General features: G+C 64.6%; 21 protein-coding genes. 7 read left to right on the plus strand and 14 right to left on the minus strand.

Annotated features, from left to right (window positions below; translation table 11 throughout):
* Position 1: 1 nt before the first annotated feature.
* The gene (locus ABIA40_RS21925) at positions 2-1084 is read right to left on the minus strand and encodes an ABC transporter ATP-binding protein (protein WP_404543221.1); all 1083 of its coding nucleotides are present in this window, start codon (positions 1082-1084) and stop codon (positions 2-4) included.
* A gap of 211 nt (positions 1085-1295) precedes the next feature.
* Here ABIA40_RS21925 and ABIA40_RS21930 point away from each other — a divergent pair, with 211 nt between their 5' ends.
* Positions 1296-2234: a LysR family transcriptional regulator gene (locus ABIA40_RS21930; protein ID WP_404543222.1), complete on the plus strand. Its 939-nt coding sequence runs from the start codon at positions 1296-1298 to the stop codon at positions 2232-2234.
* A gap of 239 nt (positions 2235-2473) precedes the next feature.
* Here ABIA40_RS21930 and uxuA read toward each other — a convergent pair whose 3' ends face one another.
* The 6 genes from uxuA to ABIA40_RS21960 all read right to left on the minus strand — a co-directional run bounded on the left by uxuA (position 2474) and on the right by ABIA40_RS21960 (position 8852).
* Positions 2474-3661: a mannonate dehydratase gene (gene uxuA, locus ABIA40_RS21935; RefSeq protein WP_404546303.1), complete on the minus strand. Its 1188-nt coding sequence runs from the start codon at positions 3659-3661 to the stop codon at positions 2474-2476.
* A 76-nt stretch (positions 3662-3737) separates the two neighbouring features.
* Positions 3738-4787, minus strand: a complete 1050-nt coding sequence (locus ABIA40_RS21940; protein ID WP_271542073.1) for an L-idonate 5-dehydrogenase — start codon at positions 4785-4787, stop codon at positions 3738-3740.
* Positions 4784-6190: a TRAP transporter large permease gene (locus ABIA40_RS21945; RefSeq protein ID WP_036042393.1), complete on the minus strand. Its 1407-nt coding sequence runs from the start codon at positions 6188-6190 to the stop codon at positions 4784-4786. Before ABIA40_RS21945 ends, ABIA40_RS21940 begins: the two co-directional genes overlap by 4 nt.
* Positions 6191-6194: 4 nt before the next feature.
* A complete protein-coding gene (locus tag ABIA40_RS21950; RefSeq protein WP_404543224.1) occupies positions 6195-6773 on the minus strand; it encodes a TRAP transporter small permease in 579 nt (192 codons plus the stop codon).
* A 219-nt stretch (positions 6774-6992) separates the two neighbouring features.
* Positions 6993-7958 (minus strand): sialic acid TRAP transporter substrate-binding protein SiaP, encoded by a 966-nt coding sequence (locus tag ABIA40_RS21955; RefSeq protein WP_404546305.1) that lies wholly within the window; start codon positions 7956-7958, stop codon positions 6993-6995.
* Positions 7959-8039: 81 nt separating this feature from the next.
* Entirely contained in the window at positions 8040-8852 is an 813-nt protein-coding gene (locus ABIA40_RS21960; protein WP_404543225.1) for a FadR/GntR family transcriptional regulator, read from the minus strand.
* Positions 8853-9011: 159 nt separating this feature from the next.
* Between ABIA40_RS21960 and ABIA40_RS21965 the strand changes: the two genes are divergently transcribed.
* Together ABIA40_RS21965 and ABIA40_RS21970 are read left to right on the plus strand one after the other, a co-directional pair.
* Positions 9012-10496: a mannitol dehydrogenase family protein gene (locus ABIA40_RS21965; RefSeq protein ID WP_404546307.1), complete on the plus strand. Its 1485-nt coding sequence runs from the start codon at positions 9012-9014 to the stop codon at positions 10494-10496.
* Positions 10497-10591: 95 nt separating this feature from the next.
* Positions 10592-10999, plus strand: coding sequence for a nuclear transport factor 2 family protein (locus tag ABIA40_RS21970; protein WP_157281862.1), 408 nt, complete (start codon positions 10592-10594; stop codon positions 10997-10999).
* Here the strand turns inward: ABIA40_RS21970 and ABIA40_RS21975 are convergent.
* Positions 10984-11778: an HAD family hydrolase gene (locus ABIA40_RS21975; protein WP_404543227.1), complete on the minus strand. Its 795-nt coding sequence runs from the start codon at positions 11776-11778 to the stop codon at positions 10984-10986. The two genes, ABIA40_RS21970 and ABIA40_RS21975, sit on opposite strands and share 16 nt — an antisense overlap.
* 154 nt (positions 11779-11932) lie before the next feature.
* On the opposite strand from ABIA40_RS21975, the gene ABIA40_RS21980 reads away from it, so the two are divergent.
* Both ABIA40_RS21980 and ABIA40_RS21985 read left to right on the plus strand, forming a co-directional pair.
* Positions 11933-12781, plus strand: coding sequence for an SDR family oxidoreductase (locus ABIA40_RS21980; RefSeq protein WP_404543229.1), 849 nt, complete (start codon positions 11933-11935; stop codon positions 12779-12781).
* A 122-nt stretch (positions 12782-12903) separates the two neighbouring features.
* Complete coding sequence (locus ABIA40_RS21985) at positions 12904-14172, plus strand: serine hydrolase (RefSeq protein ID WP_157281867.1); 1269 nt, start codon at positions 12904-12906, stop codon at positions 14170-14172.
* A gap of 58 nt (positions 14173-14230) precedes the next feature.
* On the opposite strand, the gene ABIA40_RS21990 is transcribed toward ABIA40_RS21985, so the two are convergent.
* Positions 14231-15118: a dienelactone hydrolase family protein gene (locus tag ABIA40_RS21990; protein WP_271542078.1), complete on the minus strand. Its 888-nt coding sequence runs from the start codon at positions 15116-15118 to the stop codon at positions 14231-14233.
* 605 nt (positions 15119-15723) lie between these two features.
* On the opposite strand from ABIA40_RS21990, the gene ABIA40_RS21995 reads away from it, so the two are divergent.
* A complete protein-coding gene (locus ABIA40_RS21995) occupies positions 15724-16302 on the plus strand; it encodes a MarR family winged helix-turn-helix transcriptional regulator (RefSeq protein ID WP_271542079.1) in 579 nt (192 codons plus the stop codon).
* 12 nt (positions 16303-16314) lie between these two features.
* Here the strand turns inward: ABIA40_RS21995 and ABIA40_RS22000 are convergent, their stop codons facing one another.
* Positions 16315-17280, minus strand: a complete 966-nt coding sequence (locus ABIA40_RS22000; protein ID WP_404543230.1) for a hypothetical protein — start codon at positions 17278-17280, stop codon at positions 16315-16317.
* An 817-nt stretch (positions 17281-18097) separates the two neighbouring features.
* Here ABIA40_RS22000 and ABIA40_RS22005 point away from each other — a divergent pair.
* Positions 18098-18868 carry a response regulator transcription factor gene (locus ABIA40_RS22005; RefSeq protein WP_157281875.1) on the plus strand — a complete coding sequence of 257 codons (771 nt, stop codon included), beginning with the start codon at positions 18098-18100 and terminating at the stop codon, positions 18866-18868.
* Between the two features lie 112 nt (positions 18869-18980).
* On the opposite strand, the gene ABIA40_RS22010 is transcribed toward ABIA40_RS22005, so the two are convergent.
* Genes ABIA40_RS22010 through ABIA40_RS22025 form a run of 4 tightly spaced genes read right to left on the minus strand, consistent with a single transcriptional unit; the run spans position 18981 to position 20883 of the window.
* Positions 18981-19439 (minus strand): hypothetical protein, encoded by a 459-nt coding sequence (locus tag ABIA40_RS22010; protein WP_036007081.1) that lies wholly within the window; start codon positions 19437-19439, stop codon positions 18981-18983.
* Positions 19436-19948, minus strand: coding sequence for a flagellar biosynthesis protein FlgN (locus tag ABIA40_RS22015; protein WP_404543232.1), 513 nt, complete (start codon positions 19946-19948; stop codon positions 19436-19438). The genes ABIA40_RS22010 and ABIA40_RS22015 overlap by 4 nt, the downstream gene beginning before the upstream one ends.
* 39 nt (positions 19949-19987) lie before the next feature.
* Positions 19988-20467 (minus strand): rod-binding protein, encoded by a 480-nt coding sequence (locus ABIA40_RS22020; RefSeq protein WP_198399646.1) that lies wholly within the window; start codon positions 20465-20467, stop codon positions 19988-19990.
* Positions 20464-20883 carry a hypothetical protein gene (locus tag ABIA40_RS22025; protein ID WP_404543233.1) on the minus strand — a complete coding sequence of 140 codons (420 nt, stop codon included), beginning with the start codon at positions 20881-20883 and terminating at the stop codon, positions 20464-20466. Before ABIA40_RS22025 ends, ABIA40_RS22020 begins: the two co-directional genes overlap by 4 nt.
* Between the last annotated feature and the right edge of the window lie 4 nt (positions 20884-20887).

A 20887-nucleotide genomic window follows, 5' to 3' on the forward strand; every position in this document is an offset into this window, starting at 1 on the left:
TTCAGTCCCGCACCCTGGGCACGACAATGGTGTCCTCGGGGTGGAGCGTGACGGTAAGGCTGCCGCCGAGCGGCGGAATGCGGTGATAGGCCTGGTGATAGCTCGGCTGGCGCAGGCTGAGCGCGATGCCGCCTTCGAGCGCGAGGAAAATGCGAAGGCTCTCGCCCTGATAGACGATGTCGGTGACGGTCCCGGTCAGCCGGTTACAGGCGGCATCCTGCGCGCCATCATCGATCAGCAGCTTCTCGCTGTGCACGGCCAGCATCAGGGCATCGCCATCGGGAATGGCGCGTGCGCTGCGCAGCAAGGCATTGCCGAGCGCAACGCTGGAGCCATCGACGCGGCGGACCGGCAGCATCGTGGCTTCGCCAATGAAGCTGGCGACGAAGGAATCGACGGGATGGTCATGCAGCCGCGCCGGCTCGTCGATCTGGACCAACCGACCGTCCTTCATGACGGCGACGCGGTCGCTCATGGTCAGCGCCTCGCGCTGGTCATGGGTGACATAGATGATGGTCGCGCCGATGCGCTTGTGCAACGCGCGCAGCTCGATCTGCATGGATTCGCGGAGCTGCTTGTCGAGCGCCGAGAGCGGCTCGTCCATCAGGATCAGGCGCGGCTCGAAGATCATGGCGCGCGCCAACGCCACGCGCTGGCGCTGACCGCCGGAGAGCTGCGCGATGCCGCGCTCTTCATAGCCGGCAAGCCCGACCATGCTGAGCGCTGCGCGCACCTTGTCCGGCCAGATGGATTTCGGCAGGCGTCGCGCGCGCAAGGGAAAGGCGACGTTCTCGCCGACGCTCATGTGCGGAAACAGCGCGTAGTTCTGGAACACCACGCCGATGTCGCGCTTGTGCGGCGGCATGTAGGTGACGTCACGGCCTCCGAATAGAATCGTGCCTGAGGTCGGCAGGATGAAGCCGCCCAAAATGCCGAGCAGCGTGGTCTTGCCGGAGCCGGACGGGCCAAGCAGTGAGACGAATTCACCGGCGCTGACATTGAGCGAAACGTCATCGAGGGCGCGAACGGCGCCATAGGCCTTGCTGGCGGACCTGATCTCGACGCTTTCCGCTCGCTTGTCCAACGATCGACCTCGCGATGTCCCTCAGCCGGCGTGCCTCACTGCGCGCCATAAGCCTGCTTTATAGACAGGGATTTGGAGCACTCACGGCCGAAGCGTGCGCTGCACCAAATCCTCGCTCTAAGGGCCTGTCTTTAGGCTGTCATGCTCATGACACCAGACTTGGCAAAATCCGGCAATTGCCAAATTCTCACCGCGCCCATAACATGACGTTATGCCAGAGCTCCGTCGCATGCTGCCGTCCGGCAACGCCCTGTTCGTCTTCGACGCGGCGGCGCGCAATGGCAGCTTCACGGCTGCGGCCGCCGAGCTGAACGTCACGCAGCCGGCGGTGAGCCGCATGCTCGGCCAGTTCGAGGAGCATCTCGGCGTCCGCCTGTTCGATCGCAAGGCGGGCCGCGCGGTGCTCACCGAGGAAGGCGAGCTGCTCTATCGCCGCGTGCTCGAAGGCTTCCGCAGCATCGAGAGCGGGCTCGTCGAGATCGAGCGGCGCCGCAAGGGCACCGAGACGGTGACGCTGTCGGTCTCCTCCGCCTTCACCACGCACTGGCTAATGCCGCGCATCGACAAGCTGCAGAAGCAGTTTCCGCAAGTCGATCTGCGTTTCCAGTTGATTTCCGGCGCGCTGCGCGGACCGGTGGAGAATGTCGATCTCGGCATGCGCTTCCGTGACCGCGACGAGCCGCCCTCCGGCGGCACGCTGGTGATGAAGGAAGTGATGCTGCCGATGTGCAGCCCCGGCTATCTCGGCGAGACCGATCCCGCCGAGGGCAACACCATCATCCGCCTCGCCGAGACACCGGGCGACTGGGCTGCGGATTACGCTTCCCTCCTCACCGGCCGCCGCGGCGCGGCCAAGGCGCTGAGCTTTACCGACTATGCCGTCGTGGTGCAGGCCGCGCTGCTCGGCCAGGGCATCGCGCTCGGCTGGCTGACGGTCGCCTCGCACTGGCTGCTCACCGGCGCGCTGGTGCCGGCCTCCGACCGGCTCAGCACCACGCGCCGCATCTGCGAATTCCTGCCGCCGCGCAACCGCCCGATGCGCCCGATCGCCGCCGAGATCCGCGACTGGATCATCGCGCAGATGAAAAGCGAGATCGCCGCGATCGACCGGCTCTATCCGAAGCTCGGCGCCATGGCGGCGTGCTATTGAGCCTGGAGCGAGCTTCACAAGAAGCCGTCATGCCCGGGCTTGTCCCGGGCATCCACGTTCGCCGTGCCACGTGGTAAGGCGTGGATGGCCGGGACAAGCCCGGCCATGACGCTGTGGAGGCGTCGCCCCCCTCCCTCCACGTCATTGCGAGCGTAGCGAAGCAATCCAGAGTCTTTCCGCGGAGGGATTCTGGGTTGCTTCGCTGCGCTCGCAATGACGACGTGGATAGAGTTGTGGCTCTACCGATGCTCGATCGCCCTGATGGCACCGCGCAACTCTGCGAGGCCGCGCAGGCGGCCGATCGCGGTGTAGCCGGGATTGGTGCGCTTGGTGGCGGCGAGATCGTCGAGCATGCGGTGGCCGTGGTCGGGACGGAACACGATTCGCTTGTCCGGAGCGCGCCGTGCGTTCTCCTTTAGCAGCGCCTTGAGCACCGCGATCATGTCGACGTCGCCGTCGAGATGGTCGGACTCGTAGAACGACAGCCCGTCCGCCTCGCGCTTGGTCGCGCGCAGATGGGCGAACGCGATGCGCGGGCCGAAACGCTCGGCCATTTCAGGCAGATTGTTCTCCGCGCGCACTCCGAGCGAGCCGGTGCAGAAGCAGATGCCGTTCGCCTTGGACGGCACCGCATCGAACAGCGCCTGATAATCGTCGGCCGACGAGGCGATGCGCGGCAGGCCGAACAGCGGCCGCGGCGGATCGTCCGGGTGCAGCGTCAAGGAGACACCGAGCTGCTCGGCGACCGGCGTCACGCGCGCGAGGAATTCCGCGAGATGCCGCCTCAGGATCTCAGGCGTGATGTCGCGATAGGTCTCCAGCCGGTCGCGGAATTGCGGGATGGTCATCGGCTCGGTGGTCGAACCCGGCAGCGCGCTGGCGATCACCATGACGAGATAGTCGATATCCGCCTGGCTCATCTGCTCGAACAGCTTTTTCGCGCGCGCCTGCTGCTCGGGGCTATACTCCTGCGCGGCCGCCGGGCGCTTCAGGATGTGCAGTTCAAATGCCGCAAAGCGGTCCTGGTCGAAGCGCATGGCACGGGCACCGTTCGGCAGCTCCCATTCCAGATCGGTGCGGCACCAGTCCACCACGGGCATGAAGTTGTAGCATATGATCTTGATGCCGCTGGCCGCCACCGCCTCCAGGCTCGCAATCCACGCCTCGATCGACTTGGTCGCTTTTCCGCCGAGGCGCTTGACGTCGTCGGGGATCGGAATCGATTCCACCACCGACCAGGTCAGCTGCGAGCGGCCGGGCTGGCCATTCTCGATGAAATTCTTGCGCTCCTCGACCGCCTTGCGCGTCCAGGCCTCCCCGATCGGCACCTGATGCAGCGCCGAGACGATCTGGCTCGCCCCGGCCTGCCTGACATCATCGAGCGAGACCGGATCATCCGGCCCGTACCAGCGCCATCCCTCCAGCATCATGTGCTGCCTCCCAAAGCGTTTTCGAGCGAAGTCGGTACGCGGTTCGCGTGAAGAAAACGCGTCAAAACAAAAGTCAGTTCGCGGTCAGCACGACCTTGACGCTCTGCGAGCGGTCCAGCGCCAGCCGCAGCGCATCAGGCGCGGTCGAGAGCGGCCGCTCGGCGGTGACCAGCGACAACACGTCGACGCTGCCGTTGCCGATCAGTTCCACCGCATTCATGAACTCGAAGCCGAAGCGGAACGAGCCGCGCAGGTCGATCTCCTTGGCCATCACCGCATTCGACGGCGTCGGGATCTGGCCGCCCGGCAGATTGCCGATCTGCACCACGACGCCGCCGCGCCTGACGATGCCGATCGCGCTGGCTAGGCCCGCAGCCGTGCCCGAGACCTCGAAGGCGACGTCATAGGGGCGCAACGCGGCCTGCGCCTTCAGCCCTTCCTCGCCGGCCGAGACATTCTCGACATGGGAGGCGCCGAGCTTGGTCGCAAAAGCCAGCGGCGCCGGCGCGATGTCGGCCACGGTGATGTCGGCCATGCCGGCGCGGTGCGCCGCGAGCATGGTCAGAAGCCCGATCGGGCCGGCGCCGAAGATGATGCCGCGCTTGCCCTCGATCTTGCCGGCGCGCGCGACCGCGTGCAGGCACACCGCGAGCGGCTCGGCCAGCGCCGCGGCCTGGTACGAGACGTGGTCCGGGATCTTCACGCACTGCGCCGGGATCGCATCGAAATAATTGGCGAAGCCGCCTTGCATGTGCGGCGTCTTCGAGGCCGATCCCATGAAATAGATGTTCTCGCACAAGTTCGGCCGGCCTTCGCGGCAGGCGACGCAATGGCCGCACCAGCGCGACGGGTTGACGGCGACGCGGTCGCCGACCTTCAGGTTCGCAGCGGCACCGGAGATCTCCACGACCTCGCCCGAGATCTCGTGTCCCAGCACCAGCGGCGACTTCACCACGAAGTCTCCGGTGCGGGCATGACGGAAATAGTGCATGTCCGAGCCGCAGATGCCGCCGGCACCGAAGCGGATGCGGACCATGCCCTGGCTAAGCTTGTCGAGCGGATGCTCGATCATGCGCAAATCTTCGGGGCCGAACAGGGTCGCGGCGAGAGCAGTCGAGGTCATTTGGAGAGTCCCATGTATTTTGGCAGCCAGAGGGTCAGTTCGGGAATGAAGGTGATCGCGATCAGCGCCAGCATCAGCGGCACCAGCCAGGGCAGGATTGCCACCGTCGTGCGCTCGACGGAGAGCTTTGCCACGCGGGCGAGCACGAACAGCACCATGCCGAGCGGCGGATGCAGCAGGCCGATCATCAGGTTCAGCGTCATGATCAGGCCGAAATGAATGGGGTCGATGCCGAGCTTGAGCACGATCGGCAGCAGGATCGGCACCAGGATGGTGATCGCCGCCGTGGTGTCGATGAAGCATCCCACGAACAGGATCAGGACATTGGCAAGCGCCAGGAACACCCATTTGTTCTGGGTGATGCTGAGCATCCAGTCCGACAGCATCTGCGCCGCCTGCGACACCGTGAGCAGCCAGGCGAAGATCGAGGCCGCCGTGACGATGAACAGCACTGAGGCCGTGGTCTCGATGGTGTCGAAAGTCGCCTTGGCGACGGTCTGGAACGTCATGGTGCGGTAGCGCACGAGGCCGAGGAACAGCGACCAGATCACCGCGGCAACCGCAGCTTCCGTCGGCGTGAACCAGCCGAGCGTCATGCCGCCGATCAGGATCACCGGCGCCATCAGCGCCATCACCGCCGAGAAATCGAAATACCAGTCGATCAGGAGCAGCGTGCCGAGGCCGATGACGACGGCGGTGTTGACCGAGAGACCGGCGAGGACCATCAGCCAGATCGCCATCGGGAATGACAGCACGATCAGGATCTCGAGGCCGGCCGAGCCGAGCTGCGGCCAGGAGAACGGGGTGTCGCTGCCCCATTTGTTCTTGTGCGCGAAATAGGTGACGGTCACCATCATGAACAGCGTCAGCACGACGCCGGGAATGACGCCGCCCAGGAACAGCGCGCCGATCGAGACGTTCGCCATCATGCCGTAGATCACGAAGGGCAGCGACGGCGGGATGATCGGCCCGAGCGTTGCCGAAGCCGCGGTGACGCCGACCGAGAACTCGGTGGAGTAGCCGTGGTCCTTCATCGCCTTGATCTCGATGGTGCCGAGACCGGCGGCATCCGCAATCGCGGTGCCGGACATGCCGGAGAAGATCACCGAGCCGATGATGTTGACGTGGCCGAGGCCGCCGCGCATCCACCCCACCAGCGCAACCGCGAATTTGTAGATGCGGCCGGTAACGCCGGCGATGTTCATGAGATTGCCGGCCAGGATGAAGAACGGCACGGCGAGCAGCGGGAAGCTCTCGACGCCGGCGATCATGCGCTGCGCCAGCGTGACATCTGGCGTCACGCCGCTGACCAGGATGTAGAGCAGCGACGACACCGCCATGGCGATCGCCACGGGAACGCCGAGCAGCATGAGAACGAGAAAGCCTCCGAGCAACAGCAGCATGGTTTTATCCTTCCGATCCGTCGTAGGCACCGGGACGTTCGAGGACCGAGTAACCCTGCCGCCAGTTCTGGATTGCCACCTGCACGGAGCGTGCGAGCATCAGCACGAACCCGAGCAACACGGCGTAATAGACATAGTCCTTGGGAAGATTGATGGTGGTCATCTGCTCGTCGCCGATGATCCTGATGTAGACCCAGACCAGCTTGATGGCGTAGCCAAAGAAGGCGATCCGGATCAGGTCGATCGCGGTCGACAGCACGCGCCCTACGGCATGCGGCAGGTAGCGATAGACGAGGTCGACCTGGATATGCCGCGACAGCCGTACGCACATCGACGAGCCGATGAAGACCACGCCGATCAGGCAATAGGTCGCGATCTCCTCGGTCCAGGCGTAGCTGTCGTTGAGCACGTAACGGGTGAAGAACTGCAGGAAGACGGCGAGCGCCATCACCCAGAAGATCGCGAGCGCCACCCAGTCCTCGAAGGCGTAGACGCCGAGATCGACCTTCGGCGTCGCCTCCTCCTCGAAGGTGTGCGCGATCTCGTTCGCGGTGATCTGCCGGTGGATTTCGGCGGTGGACATGTTACCTCTCTCCAAATCGTCGTTCCGGGGCGACGCGTCAGCGTCGAACCCGGAATGACGTCTTTGTTCTACTGTCTCACGCTTGCTCCGCTCATCATCCTGAGGAGCTTGCGAAGCAAGCGTCTCGAAGGATGCCCCCGGGCGACGCCTGGGCTTTCATGGTTCGAGACGCGCTTCGCGCTCCTCACCATGAGGGTCTTATGGCGGGGCAAGCGGCGGTCACTTCACCGCCTGGATCTTCTCCCAGTCGGCCTTGCGGTATCCGAACGTCTCGAACGCGACGTTCTTCAGCACGGTGTCGCGGAACTCGTTCTTGTCGACCTCGGTCACGGTCAGCCCCTTGTCCTTGAAGAAGGCGACCAGCTTGGCCTCGTTCTGCTTGATCTCGCCCGTTGCCTTGGCAGCGGCCTCCTGCGCCACATCGGTGAAGATCTTCTTGTCCTCGTCGCTGAGCTTCTTCCACAGCGCGCCGGCGATCACCGTGTTGAGATGGTCGACGATGTGGCCGGTCAGCACGATGTGCTTCTGCACCTCGTAGAACTTCTTAGCCTCGATCGTCGTCAGCGGATTTTCCTGCGCCTCGACGGTGCCGTTCTGGAGCGCGAGATAGACCTCGGCGAAGGCGATCGGCGCGGTGTTGGCGCCGCAGGCGCGCGGCATCGCTAGATAGGCCGGAACGTCGGGCACGCGGATCTTCAGGCCCTTCATGTCCGCGCAGGTCTTGATCGGCTTGTTGGACGAGGTCTGGCGCACGCCGTAATAGGTCACCGCGACGATGTGGTGGCCGCTCTTGTCCTCATAGCCCTTGGCGAGCTCCTTGAAGATATCGCTCTTGGTGTAGGCGAGCAGATGATCGGCATCGCGGAAGGTGTAGGGATAGTAGGTCACGCCGATCGGCGCGAAGCTCTTGGCCGCGAAGCTCGATCCGGAGATGATGATGTCGACCGAACCGAGCGAGAGGCCCTGGTTGATGTCGGTCTCCTTGCCGAGCTGCGAGGCCGGATAGACCTCAATCGCATAGCGGCCGTTGGTGCGCTTGCCGATCTCCTGCGCGGCCCAGACCGAGGCGGTGTGGAACGGCTCCGAGGGCTCGTAGACATGGGCCCATTTGAGCTTGGTCTGCGCCATGCTGGCGCTGGTCGCCGCCAACAGCGTGGCGGCGGACATCACTGCTGCAATCGTCATCTTCTTCAACATCGACTTTTCCTCCATCGTTCAAGTCTGCTTCTTGTTTGCCCGCCCCGAACCGGAACGGACCGCCCAATTTCATGGCCTCCGCGCGCCACCGCTCTTGGCCCGTTTCTTCGATGGTCGTTTTGATTTCGCCGGCTGAACCCCGGACGGCGCCGCCCGCTTCTGTGCAGCCGGCGCCCCTGCTGATGTCTCGGCACCAAAATTCTGTGCAAAGCGCTCCTGCGAATGCGCGAGGTGATCGCGCATGGCGTCATGGGCCGTCAGCGGCCGGCGCGCAGCGATGGCGTCGCGCACGGCCCGATGCTCGTCGAGCGCGGTTCGCCACGTGGTGGGGTTCTCGAAATAATGCGCTAGCTGCGCGAAATAGGGATTGAGGCGCTGGTCGAACAACTCGCCGACCACCCGCACCAGCACGGCATTGCCGAGACATCCTGCCACGGCGATATGGAAGGCGCGGTCATGAACCATCGAGGCTTCGCCAGGATGGTCGACATTCTCCATCGCGACGAGCGCGGCGTCGATGCGGTCGATGTCATCTTTGGTCGCCACGCGCGCGGCTTGCTCTGCGATGGCGCTTTCGAGGAATTCGCGGGCACGCAGCAGCTCGAACGGGCCTTCTATGACCGCTGATGGCGCCGGCGCGGCGATTGCGGCGGGCTCGATCACATAGATGCCGGATCCGACGCGGATGCGCAGGCGGCCCTCGACCTCGAGCGCAATCAAGGCTTCGCGCACGGTGGGCCTCGACACCTTGAGCTGCTCGGCGAGCTCGCGTTCGGTCGGCAAGCGGCTGCCGACCGCGTACTCGCCGCTGTCGATCAGGCTTCGCAATTGATCGGCGACCTGGCGATAGAGCCGTCTCGCCTCCACAGCTTCCAGCGGCACGCTGGTCCTCCCGAAAAGGTCTCGCGCGGCGCCTTCGGCGCCCGCGGCCCGCCAATTTTGGAAAATTGGTCTTACCAATTGACCGGAGCATTGACCTGATACGGACGCCATGTCAAGCAGCGGCAAAGCAAAGGGAAGACGTCCATGCGCCAGAGCTCGATGCGCCTTGATTCCACTTGCCTTGGTCGCGCCAATCTCGACCGGCTGGCACCTGCCATCCGCCGTCCGGCCTATGACTGTTCGCGCGTCACGCCCGGCATCGTGCATCTCGGCCTCGGGGCGTTTCATCGTGCCCATCAGGCCGTCGTCATCGACGATTGCCTTGCTAGTGGCAGCATGTCCTGGGGCATCATCGGCGCGAGCCTGCGCAGCCCGGAGACGCGCGACGCCCTCGCCCCGCAGGACCATCTCTACACCGTCGCCGTGCGTTCCGCCGAAGGTACCGAGCACCGCGTGATCGGCGCCCTGCTCGACAGCGTCGTCGCGCGCGAGAAGCCGGCAGCCCTGATCGAGCGGATGGCCGGTCCCGCCATCCGCATCGTCTCGCTCACGGTGACCGAGAAGGGCTATTGCCACACGCCGCAGACCGGCGATCTCGACGAGCGGCATCCTGATGTCGTGCACGACCTCAATAATTTCGACGCGCCGCGCTCGGCGCCGGGCTTCATCGTCGCCGCGCTGGCACGGCGGCGGGCGCAGGGTCTTTCGCCCTTCACCGTGCTGTGCTGCGACAACCTCGCCGCCAACGGCCACACCGTGCAGCGGATCGTCACGCAGTTCGCCGCGCTGCGTTCTAGGGAACTCGGCAAGTGGATCGCCGACACGGTTGCTTTCCCCTCGACCATGGTCGACCGCATCGTGCCGGAGACGACGGATGCCGACCGCGATGCGGTCGCATCTGCGCTCGGCATGCGCGACGCCTGGCCTGTCATGACCGAGCCGTTCACGCAATGGGTGGTCGAGGACCGCTTCACCGCGGGCCGGCCGGACCTTGCCGCAGCGGGCGTCGAACTCGTCGGCAACGTCAAGCCGTTCGAGCTGATGAAGCTGCGGCTCCTCAACGCCAGCCATTCCGCGCTGGCCTATCTCGGCTATCTCTCCGGCTACGAGACCATCGCCGACACGATGCAGGATCCGCATTTTGCGCGCCTTGCCGCGCAGGTGATGGAAGAGGCCGCGGTGACGCTGACCATGCCATCAGGCACGGATCTCGCCGCCTATCGCGCCTCGCTGCTCAAACGCTTCGCCAATCCGGCGCTGCACCACCGCACCTGGCAGATCGCCATGGACGGCTCGCAAAAGCTGCCGCAGCGGCTGCTCGGCGCGATGCAGGATCGCCTTGCGAGAGGCCTGCCGATCGCAACGCATGCGCTCGCGGTCGCCGCCTGGATGCGCTACGTCAGCGGCGTCGACGAGCAGGGACGGCCGATCGACGTGCGCGATCCATTCGCCGCCGAGTTCGCCGCGCTGGCGCGCGAGGCAGGACCCGTTGCCGAGCGCCTCGCGCCGGCACTGCTAGGGGTGGCGAAGGTGTTCGGGCCGCTCGGCGCCGAGCCGCGCCTGCGCGAGGCTGTTACCGCGGCGCTCGGCCGCCTCTATGCCGACGGCGCGCGGCGGGCCGTGGCAACGCACGTTTCAGCGTGACCACGACGCGGGCAGCATCCTGAATGCTGCACTGCGGCCAAAGTCGACGGAAAGTCGCGCTTGATTTTTGCCTGTCCTTGCCCCACCCGAGAGCGATGGGAAACGACACCAAGGTCATCGCCGCCAACGCGGCCTTTTACGCGGCGTTCTCGACCGGCGACTTCGCCGGCATGGAACGGATGTGGGCGGACGACGACGGCATCTCCTGCATCCATCCCGGCTGGCCGGCCATCATCGGCCGCGCCACAGTGATCGGAAGCTGGCGCGACATCCTGCAAAACCCGCAGCGGCCGCAGATCGTCTGCGCCGAGCCGCAGGCCATCGTCGACGGCGACAGCGCCCGCGTGCTCTGCATCGAGATCGTCGACGGCACCGCGTTGGCTGCGGCGAACCATTTTCGCCGCGTCGGCGACGACTGGCGCCTGGTGCACCATCAGTCCAGCCCGATCGCGCAGATTGTCGAGCAGGCTGAGGACGATAGAACAAGTCACCGCGTCCACTGAGCACGGCGATCACGGCGCCGTGATCTACTGTGCATGGGGTTGTTTTTCAGCTTTTGTTTGGCGGTCGAAAGTTCCGACAGATCGTCGAGCACGATATGCGCGCCGGTGAAGTCGTCGCCTCCGAAGAACGTGCTGCGGGTGATCAGAACCGGGATGCCCGCGCGCGAGGCCGCGATCAGACCGTTGGCGGAATCCTCAATCGCAACGCAATCGGGTGCCTCGAGCTTCAGCCGCGCCAGGATCTCGAGATAGACGTCCGGTGCCGGCTTCTTGTGCCTGACGTCGTCGCCGGCGACGATCGCATCGAAATCCGCGGCCCAGCGTTTGCCCAGCGCCTGCGACAGCAGCGCATCGATATTGCCGTGCGATGTGGTGGTCGCAATCGCAAGCCGCTGGCCCCTCGCCTTCGCGGCCCTGAGCAAATCCGTCACGCCCGGCCGCAAGGGACAGCGGCCGGTCTCGACCAATTCGGCATAATGCGCGGTCTTGATGCGGTGAAGTTCTGCGATGTCCCCGTCCGACAAGGGCGGAGCGGTCACTAGCCTTTCGTGGTAGGCGCGCATGCGCTCCTTGCCGCCCGTCACCCGCAACAGGACCTTGTAGACGGCGCGGTCCCACTGCCAGTCGAGACCGAGGCGGGCGAAGGCGAGATTGAAGGCCTGCCGATGCAGCTCCTCGGTTTCGGCCAGGGTGCCGTCGACGTCGAAGAGCAGCGCGGCCGCGCCCCGGATCAGTTCGGCGGCGTCCGCTGGCGACTGAACCAACCCTTCGGTCTGCATGATCGATGCCTCCCTTCCGGCGCTGCGTAAAGCGAGCATCGGCCGAGCCGGAGGGCGAGACAAATCGCAATATCTTTTGCCGGACCCAAAAATCTCTTATGAGCGAACGGGGCGCGACGCGCGAACGGGAACTTTCGACCTGCACGGGAGACGCATGCGGCTCTTCATCCTCGGCCTCGGCTACAGCGCGCGGCATTTCGTCCGCAAGCACGGCGACAGCTTCTCGCATGTCGCCGGCACCGTGCGCGATCCCGCGCAGCGGAATGATCTCGCCGGCCTCGAGGTGCATCCGTTTTCCGGCAGCCTTCCGTCGCCCGAGACGGTTGAACGGGTTCGCGACGCCGACGTCCTCCTAGTGTCGATCCCGCCCGGCAGCGGCGGCGATCCCGCGATCGCGGCGTTTGGCGGCGTTCTGCAGGGAAGCCGCCGCAAGGTCGTCTATCTCTCCACCATCGGGGTGTACGGTGATCACGGTGGAGCGTGGGTCGACGAGAGCACGCCGCCGCAGGCCATCCTCGACCGCACGCGGATGCGGATCGCGGCGGAGCAGGCCTGGACGGATGCGACGGGCGGCGATGCCGCGATCCTGCGGCTTGCCGGCATCTACGGTCCCGGCCGCAACGCGCTGTCGACGCTGCGCGCGGGAACGGCGAGGCGCATCATCAAGCCGGGACAGGTGTTCAACCGCATCCACGTCGATGACATCGCGAGCGCGATCATGGCCGCTATTCATCACCAAGGCGGCGGCGTTTGGAACGTCTGCGACGACGAGCCGGCGCCGCCGCAGGACGTGATCGGCTATGCCGCGCAGCTGATGGGCGTGGCGCCGCCGCCGGAAGAAGCATTCGCCACCGCCGAGATGTCGGCGATGGCGCGCAGCTTCTATGCCAGCAGCGCCCGCGTCTCCAACGAGAAACTGAAGCGCGAACTCGACGTCACGCTGGCCTGCCCCACCTATCGGCACGGCCTCGACGCTCTCTGGCGCGCAGGCGAAGGACGTTAGGGTTCCTGCGCTCCGATGCGTCCCAGACATGCCGCCCCCGCGCTTGACTTCGTCCCTGTGCGGTCATGATCTAGGCATCGAGCGAGCCACTGCACAACGAGCTCGCCTCTTGGGAGAATGCAATGAATAAGACGATCGCCATGATCGCGGCAACGATTGCTGTCGTCACGCTCGGCGCCGCGCGCGCTGCGCCGCTGCCCGAAGCCAGTCCCGACGATGTCGGATTTTCGAAGCAAGGCCTTGCACGCCTCGATAATTTCTTCGCGCGCGAGATCGCGGCCAAGCGCGTTCCCGGCGCAGTGGTCGCCATCGCGCGCGACGGCAAGCTCGTCCACTACAAGGCCTATGGCCTGCTCGATCCGGCCAAGGGCACGCCGATGCCGCTCGATGCGATCTTCGCGCTGGCCTCGATGACCAAGCCGATGGCAGCGGTCGCCGGCCTGACGCTGATGGAGCAGGGACGGCTGCCGCTCCAGGCCAAGCTGTCCGAATACTACCCGGGCTTCGCCGACATGAAGGTCGGCGTGCCTCAGGCGGACGGATCACTCAAGCTCGAACCGCAGACCTCGCCGATCTTCATCCACGATCTCTACCGGCATACGTCGGGGCTGATGTATGGCGGCCGCCCCGACTCATCGAGCCCGGTGGCGCGGCAATATCCCGATGGCATTGCGCCGGCGATCGAAGGCGACACCCAGGCTTTCATCGATCGCATCACCAAGCTGCCGCTGGCGCAGCAGCCCTCGACCGCGTTCGAATACGGCTTTTCGATCGATGTGCTCGGCGCTGTCGTCGAGAAGGTGAGCGAGCAGAAGCTTGGCGACTATCTCGCTGCCAATGTCTGGCAGCCGCTCGGCATGAAGGATGCGACCTTCCATCCGACCGAGGCGCAGCGCCCGCGCCTCGCCCGCCCCTTCCCGAACGATCCGCTGACGGGCAAGCCGCAGGCCATCAAGCTCCTGGACACCCCAACCAAGTTCGATTGTGGCGGCGCCTGCTCCTTCGCGACGGTCGGCGACTACATCCGCTTCGGACAGATGCTGCTCAACGGCGGCGAGCTCGACGGCCAGCGCATCCTCGGTCCGAAGACCGTCCGTCACATGACGGCGAACCATCTCGGCCCCGAGATCAAGAACAACGTCGCTAATGTCGAGCCGCATCGCGGCGGCTTCGGCTTCGGCCTTTCGGTGGCGGTCCGGACGGCCGAAGGATTGTCGTCGGTCCCCGGCAATCCGGGCGAGTTCACCTGGAACGGAGCCTACGGGACGCAGTTCTTCTGCGATCCCAAGGAGCGTCTCGTCGTCGTGGTAGGGACGGCGGCACCGGGTGAGCTCAGGAAGTATTATCGCGAGCAGGTCCAGGACATCGTCTACGGCGCGATGACGAAGTGAGATCGTCATGCCCTGAAAGAGAAAGGGCGGCCGCTCCGGCCGCCCTTATTAATCAGCGTCAGCTCAACACGCCGTATTTCTTGAACCAGGCCTCTGCCTGCTTCCAGGCATCTTCCGCGGCGTCCTTGCGGTAGCTGCCGCGATAGTCGGCATGGAAGCCGTGCGGCGCTTCGGGGTAGATCTTGAAGTCGGCCGTCTTCTTGCTCTGCTCGAGCGTGGCCTTCATCTGCTCGACCTGGGCGACGGGAATGCCGGTATCGGCGCCACCATAGAGGCCGAGCACCGGCGCCTTCATCTCGGGCGCGAGCTGCAGCGGGCTCTTCGGCCACAACGGGTTGGCTGGATCGACCAAGGTCCCGTAGAAGGCAACGCCCGCCTTGAGCGCACCGCTGTGGGCGGCATATTCCCAGACCGTGCGGCCACCCCGGCAGAAGCCGATGATGCCGAGCTTCGTTGTGTCGCCGCCTTGCGATCCTGCCCAGGCCACCGTCGCGTCCAGATCCGACAACAGCTCCGCGTCCGGCTTAGCATTCACCACCGGCAGCAGCTCCTTGATATCCGTGACCTTGGTCAGGTCGATGCCCTTGCGGAAATAATAGTCGGGCGCCACTGCGAACGCGCCGAGCTTGGCGAGGCGCCGCGTCACATCCCGGATGTATTCGTGCAGTCCGAAGATCTCCATCGCCACGATGATCACCGGCGCCTTGGCGTTGCCGGCCGGGCGGGCGAAATAGGCGGGCATTTCCTCGGAGCCGACCTTGATCCTGGCATCGCCGGCCTGGAGGCCGCTGGTATCCGTCGTGATGATGTCGGCCCGGACCGGACCGGCCGCGAGGGTGTAGCCAGCGGCGACGGCCGCGGTGGCGCTCATGAATCCGCGCCGCGAGAGCGGAGCCACTTTCGTCAGTCCAACGACGTCGGATGTCACGGTCGTTTCAAAGCTCATCGATCTTCCCATTCCTGATTCCCATGCTGATGCCCCCTCGGGCGCCGCATTCGCCGATAATTGCCGGATAAACGCAAGTCACCAGCCTGCGAGGACGCGGCTCGCCCTTCATCCTTGCGTTAGTCCGCCGTCCGCCGGAGCGTGGGGCGTGGTGCCGGACTTAACCGTCTGGCTGCACTGCATCGCAACATCCATTAACCGAAACGAATGGTTCTTTCCCTGCCCGCCAAGCCTCTTGGCGCTGTAGAGAATGCACCTGTGCGCGCACCCGACGTGCCCTGCCGCAACAAATGGCAGCCGGGGTGACGACAGTGACACATCATGTTGCTTGCGCATCGCTCATCATCACCAAATCACGTGCGAACCGCGGTCATTTGATTGAAATTTTCAGAGGATCTTGGCCGCGCGATTTACCCGGTCTTTCTTTGTGACACCCTAGTTCCACGGCCGGAAGTTCCATCTTCGGAAACGCAGAGGCTTCTTCCCGCGACGCGCGATGCTCGCCCGCAACGGACGACGGAGCGCGAGCGAGTCTCATTTCTCGTCCGCCCCGATTGCGCTACCTGAGGCCCAATTGAATAAACGTTATCCGACCTGGAACTGAAATGAATTTGGCTCGTGAATCGATTGAACTGTTGGAGCAGGCCGCACGCATCCTTTGGTTCGAAGGCACCAAGCACGGTTTGCGCGACCGCGAATGGATGGCGTTGCGCTTCCTCTCCCGCGCCAACCGATTTTCCCGAACCCCCTCGGCGCTGGCGAGCTACGTCGGCACCACGCGCGGCACCGCCTCGTTCATCATCGGCGAGCTCGAGCGGCTCGGTTATCTCGAGCGGAAGCGCTCGGCCACGGACAAGCGGTCGGTGACGTTGAGCGTGACCCAGCAGGGCAAGAAGTTCCTGATGCGCGATCCCGTCAGCGTCCTCGTCGAAGCGATTGCCGTTCTGGACGACGAGGTCAAGATCCGCTTCCGCGACACGTTCCGGCACGTGCTGGACCACTCCGATGCTGCCGAGCAGCGGCACCACACCGACGTCTGCAAGCGGTGCATCTTCCTGCGGGAGGATCGCGCCAATACCGACAGCAAGACGACGGCCGAGTTCAGCTGCCGCCTGTTTCGCGCACCGATCGCCGAGGCGGAGGTCGATCTGCTGTGCACCAGCTTCGAGCATCACCGCCAGTAGAAGGCGGCTCGATCAGGGCGTCGCCTTGCGCGACGAATAGATAACACCGCCGCTGGCTTCCACCACCAGGCGCCCGTTCTCGTTCCTGATCTCTTCGATGCGGCCAAGGCCGGGCACCTGCTGTCCCAGCACGGCTTCGATGACGCCGTTCGGGCCTTGTAGGATCGCGATCCCCTCATAGGCCTGGCGGACCGCCCAGCCCTTGATCGCCTTGCGCGGCGCCGACGCACGCTCGGGTGCGGGCACCGATCCCGTGAACTCGGGCGCGGCGACCGCGGCCATCATCGGCCCTTGCGCTGACACCGGCTGCGTCTGCACCGTCGCCGGCGCGGGAGCTTGGGCGGCTTGGGCTTGGGCCTGCACCTGAGCGAGCTTGTCGAGCTTCACCGTGGAGGACGAGCTCACCCGCTCGATCCGGTCGAGATTCTCGGCAAACCTGCCGAAGCGATCGTTCGTGACCTTGCTGGATTGATCGACCGCGGTCCGCAAGCCGTCGAGGTTTTCAGACACGCCCGACACCTGCTTGCGCAGTTGCGCGACGGTCTCGCGCAGAATCCTGATTTCCGCATTGGCCGCAGCGTTGTTCGGCGCGGGTTGCGTGGTGAGATAGGCGATCACGCCGGTGCAGGCGCAGACCACGAGCATGGCAGCGACCGCCAGAGTTGCGAGCGGCGCGACCCATGTCGGACGGGGTGGCGGCGGCTTCGCCACGATCACGGCCGGCTTGATCACGGCCGGCGCGGGCTTCGGGATCGCCATCTTGTCGAGGCGGGCCTTGGCACGGATGCGCTTCAAGCCATCGAGTGCCTCCTTTGCGAGAGCCTCGTCGCTGGCCGCGGCCGATACGCGCTTTTCGCTCGCGGCAGGCTTGGTCGTTCGCGCCGCGTTGTCCATTGCATCGCTCGCGTCCGGCGCCGGCTTCGCCGCCGCGGAAGCATCCGCGGTCGCGTTGGGACGAGCTTGTCCATCGGACAACATATGAAAATGCTCCGTTCGGTTTCGGTCTGTCGAACGACGATATTTGCCGAAGCTTGCCTGAAACGTGCGGGTCGAAAGCCGTTCATCGCGCGCGATGCGACATCGCATGAGTCGATCGCGTCATACACGTGGCGATAGTGCGACTCGAAAGACACACATACGCCAAGATTTCACCAAGTTGGAGTCTTGGCGCAGACGTGAGTCGAACTGCCGCATGCGGAAAAGCGAGTTCCAGAGTCAATCCGGGGTTGAAAACCCATCAATGTGCGTGCCCCGGAGCACCACCCGAAATAGCTGTAATTGTACGGGGATGCGGAACTATACAACCATCACGATGCAAAACTAGTTTGGCATCAAAATCAACTGATGCGATCTGATACATCAAGAAACAACCTGAAACAAATCAACAGCATCAAGCGCGTGTAGCAATCGCTTTCTTACGCACGCTTGATCGGGAATCGGCAATCGCTACGGTTCTACTCAAGTGATTCTCGCCAGTTGGCGAGGAGATCGACACGGTTCAGCAGTGTTCGGACGCGATGAGCAACTTGGCGCAACTGTTCTAGGTCGTTTCTCAACCTGCTCCGCGAGGTGATCAGTAAGACACCCGCCGAGCCTCACGCAGTAAGCGTTTCAGTATCGAGTTGAAGTAACAGGCCTGCGAGACGCAGGCGCTGAACGCGTAGGGCTGCCCGCGAATATCGAAACCACAACAACGGTTCGCGGGATGGAATGTCGTCAAACAGCATCGTTGCCGAGCCGGGGCATCACAACAACCAACCGGCCGCAACAAGTGCGAAACAGGGGCGAAAGACTGATGTATATTATCGTTGATGATCGTGAGAGCGTCGCGAACAGCTATGTCGGAGGGCTCGTTCGCGAAGGCGTATCGTCGATCGGCTTCTCCTCCGGAGAATTCTGGGACTGGCTGCAATCTGCGAGCGAATCCGATCTGGCGGCGGTGGACGCTTTTCTCCTCGGGGATTGCGATGCCCGCGGAAGCCTGCCGCGGGCGATGCGCAAGCGCTCATCGGCTCCTATCATCGCCATGAGCGGCCAGAAGATGCTCAAGAACACGCTGGAGCTGTTCGAATCGGGCGTGGACGACGTCGTGCACGTGCCGATCCATCTGCGCGAGATCCTCGCACGAACGGCCGCGATCGCGCGCCGCCGGGTGGGCGAGCTGCCGAGGCCCTGCGAGAGCAGGATCCAGGTCTTCTTCAACGGCCGTGATCCCGAAATCGCGGGCCACGCCCTCACCCTGCCCCGCCGCGAACTGCGCATTCTCGAATATATGGTGGCCAACCACGGCAAGTGGATCACCAAGACGCAGATCTTCAACGCGGTCTACGGCATCTTCGAGTCCACCTTCGACGAGAGCGTGATCGAGAGCCACGTCAGCAAGCTGCGCAAGAAGCTCCGCGACCGCCTCGGCTTCGACGCGATCGTGGCAAGGCGTTACGTCGGCTACCGCCTCAACATCCCGGCGGGCGAAACTCTCGACGAGCCGGTGCAGGAGCTCGAGGACGTCGGCATCCTCTTGAAGCGGGCGCAGGCCGCCCCCGCGGCATACCCGGCCGGAAACTGACAAGGGCGCAAGCCTGGCACGAACCGACAACGGCCTCCGCACTTCGCGGAGGCCGTTGCACGTTCAGCGGCGGAGACGATCGGATGAGCAGCGCTTATACAGCCATCCCGCGCTACGGCTTCTGCTGGAATTCTTCCTTGGACACGTAATTGAAGTCCTCGACCAGGACGTCCTGGACGATGTCACCCTGCATCCGTTCGTTGACGCGCTGCTTGATGGCCGTCGTCAGGATGGCGAGGTCGTAACGGGCGAGCTTCCTGAAGTCGAGACGATCGTCGGCATAGATCCTGCGGAAGGCCTCGTCGACGACGAACGGCTCCGGCGGGACGTTCAGCTGGTGCATGGTCCGCGCCTCCATGGTGTAGACGAAGCGCGCGACGATGTAGCCCTGGACATTGCCGTTTTCGACCATCGGCACGCTCAGCGCCCGCGTCTTGTGATATTGCAGCCCTTCGAGATACTCGTCCTTCGCCGGCAGCAGGCTGCCCTTCTCCTTCCAATAGGCGACGGCATAGCTCGTGCCCGCCGTGAGGATGCATACCCAGAGCCCGGCCAGCACCAGCCTGATCATTTTCCGTCCTGCGCTGTGCGACCGGTATAGGTGCCGTCGGACTCGGCGTCCTTGACCGCCTTGACGATGATGCTCGCGACTTCGCGGACCGCGTCGTAGTGCATTTCCAGAATGGAGCGATTCCGCTCGAGCTTCTCGCGCAGCCGCTGAATCTCCTCGGTGATCTCGACCTCGCCGCCAAGGTGCATCCGCGCCCGCATCAGGCGGACGAACTCGAGCATGCTCCGGCTCTTCCGCGCGCTGAAGTCGTCGAAATCGATCTTCTGGCCGGTCGCGAGCGCGGTCGTCTCCTCCTCGACGATACCTGTGAGCCGGCGGATTGCGGCCAGCAGGCCACGCATTTCGTCCGATCTCACCGTGTCGGCGGCGTCGACCCTTGCCTCGCCACCCCCGATCGGCAGCAACACGGGCAGCAGCGCATCCCTCGCTGCGGCTTCCGTCGTCACCATCTCGGTGTCCGCGACCGCCTGGTCCATCGCCACGGCCACCGCGCCTTCTTGTGCCTGCATTGGAAATTCACCTCTCAACTTCTGTCACCCGTTCGCGGATCATGATTTGGCCTTCGCAGCGTCCGGTCCAGCCGGATGCGCGGCGGCGAGCTGCCGGGCGATGCCGACACCGTTGCCCTTTGCCAGCTGGCTGCCGAGCTGCTCTGCAAGCATCGACTTCCAGACGCCGCCAGCCGTGCCCTTGCCGAAGACCTCCTCCGACTCCTTCGGCAACATCGTCTCGACGAAGGTCTGGAGGATGAAGGCTTCGAACTTTCGGTAAACCTCACCGGATGCCGGCGCCTTGATCACCTGCACCGGCGCCCCGTTCACGGCACCCGACTGCGCTTCCGCGACTTTCGCCGCGGATTGATCGGCGGTCGCCGCTTTGGCCTTGCCGACTTCCGCCTCCATCGTGGCGGCGAAATCGGCGTCCGACGATTTCAGCGCGTCGAGCTTCGCGGTCGCGGCGCGCTGCGTCGCGGGGTCCGCGGCTTCGAGGACGTCGAGGACGAGGTCGGGCGTCGCTGTCACGATCATGTCTTGTTCCGGTTGGCTGGCTGTGGCGTCCAGGCGTGCACGGTAAGGCTCGTTCCCGTCATGTCCTCGAGCGAGCGCTTCTCGGCATCGCGGAGCTTGTCTGCGAGTGCGGCCTTGGCGACCTCCTCGATCTGTTTCACGCGGCGGGTCTCCCTGCGAACCTGGTCGAGCTGCTGCACGGCCTGCGCCTGCACCGCACGGGCGCCGACGCTCGCCCTGTTGAGACGCCGCGCGATCGATTCGTTCGACGATCCCGCCGGCGGCTTTCCATCGTTCAAGGCTCCGACCAGCCATTCTTGCTCGTCCTGCAGGCTGCGCTCCTGCTGCCGCAATTGAGCGAGCTGCCATTCGGAGAGCCGGAGCTGCAGCTTCATCAGCGAGACCATCCGGCCGAGCTTGTCCGCGCGCGATGTCATGACC

The organism is Bradyrhizobium sp. USDA 223, from assembly GCF_044909005.1.
GTDB lineage: Bacteria > Pseudomonadota > Alphaproteobacteria > Rhizobiales > Xanthobacteraceae > Bradyrhizobium > Bradyrhizobium yuanmingense.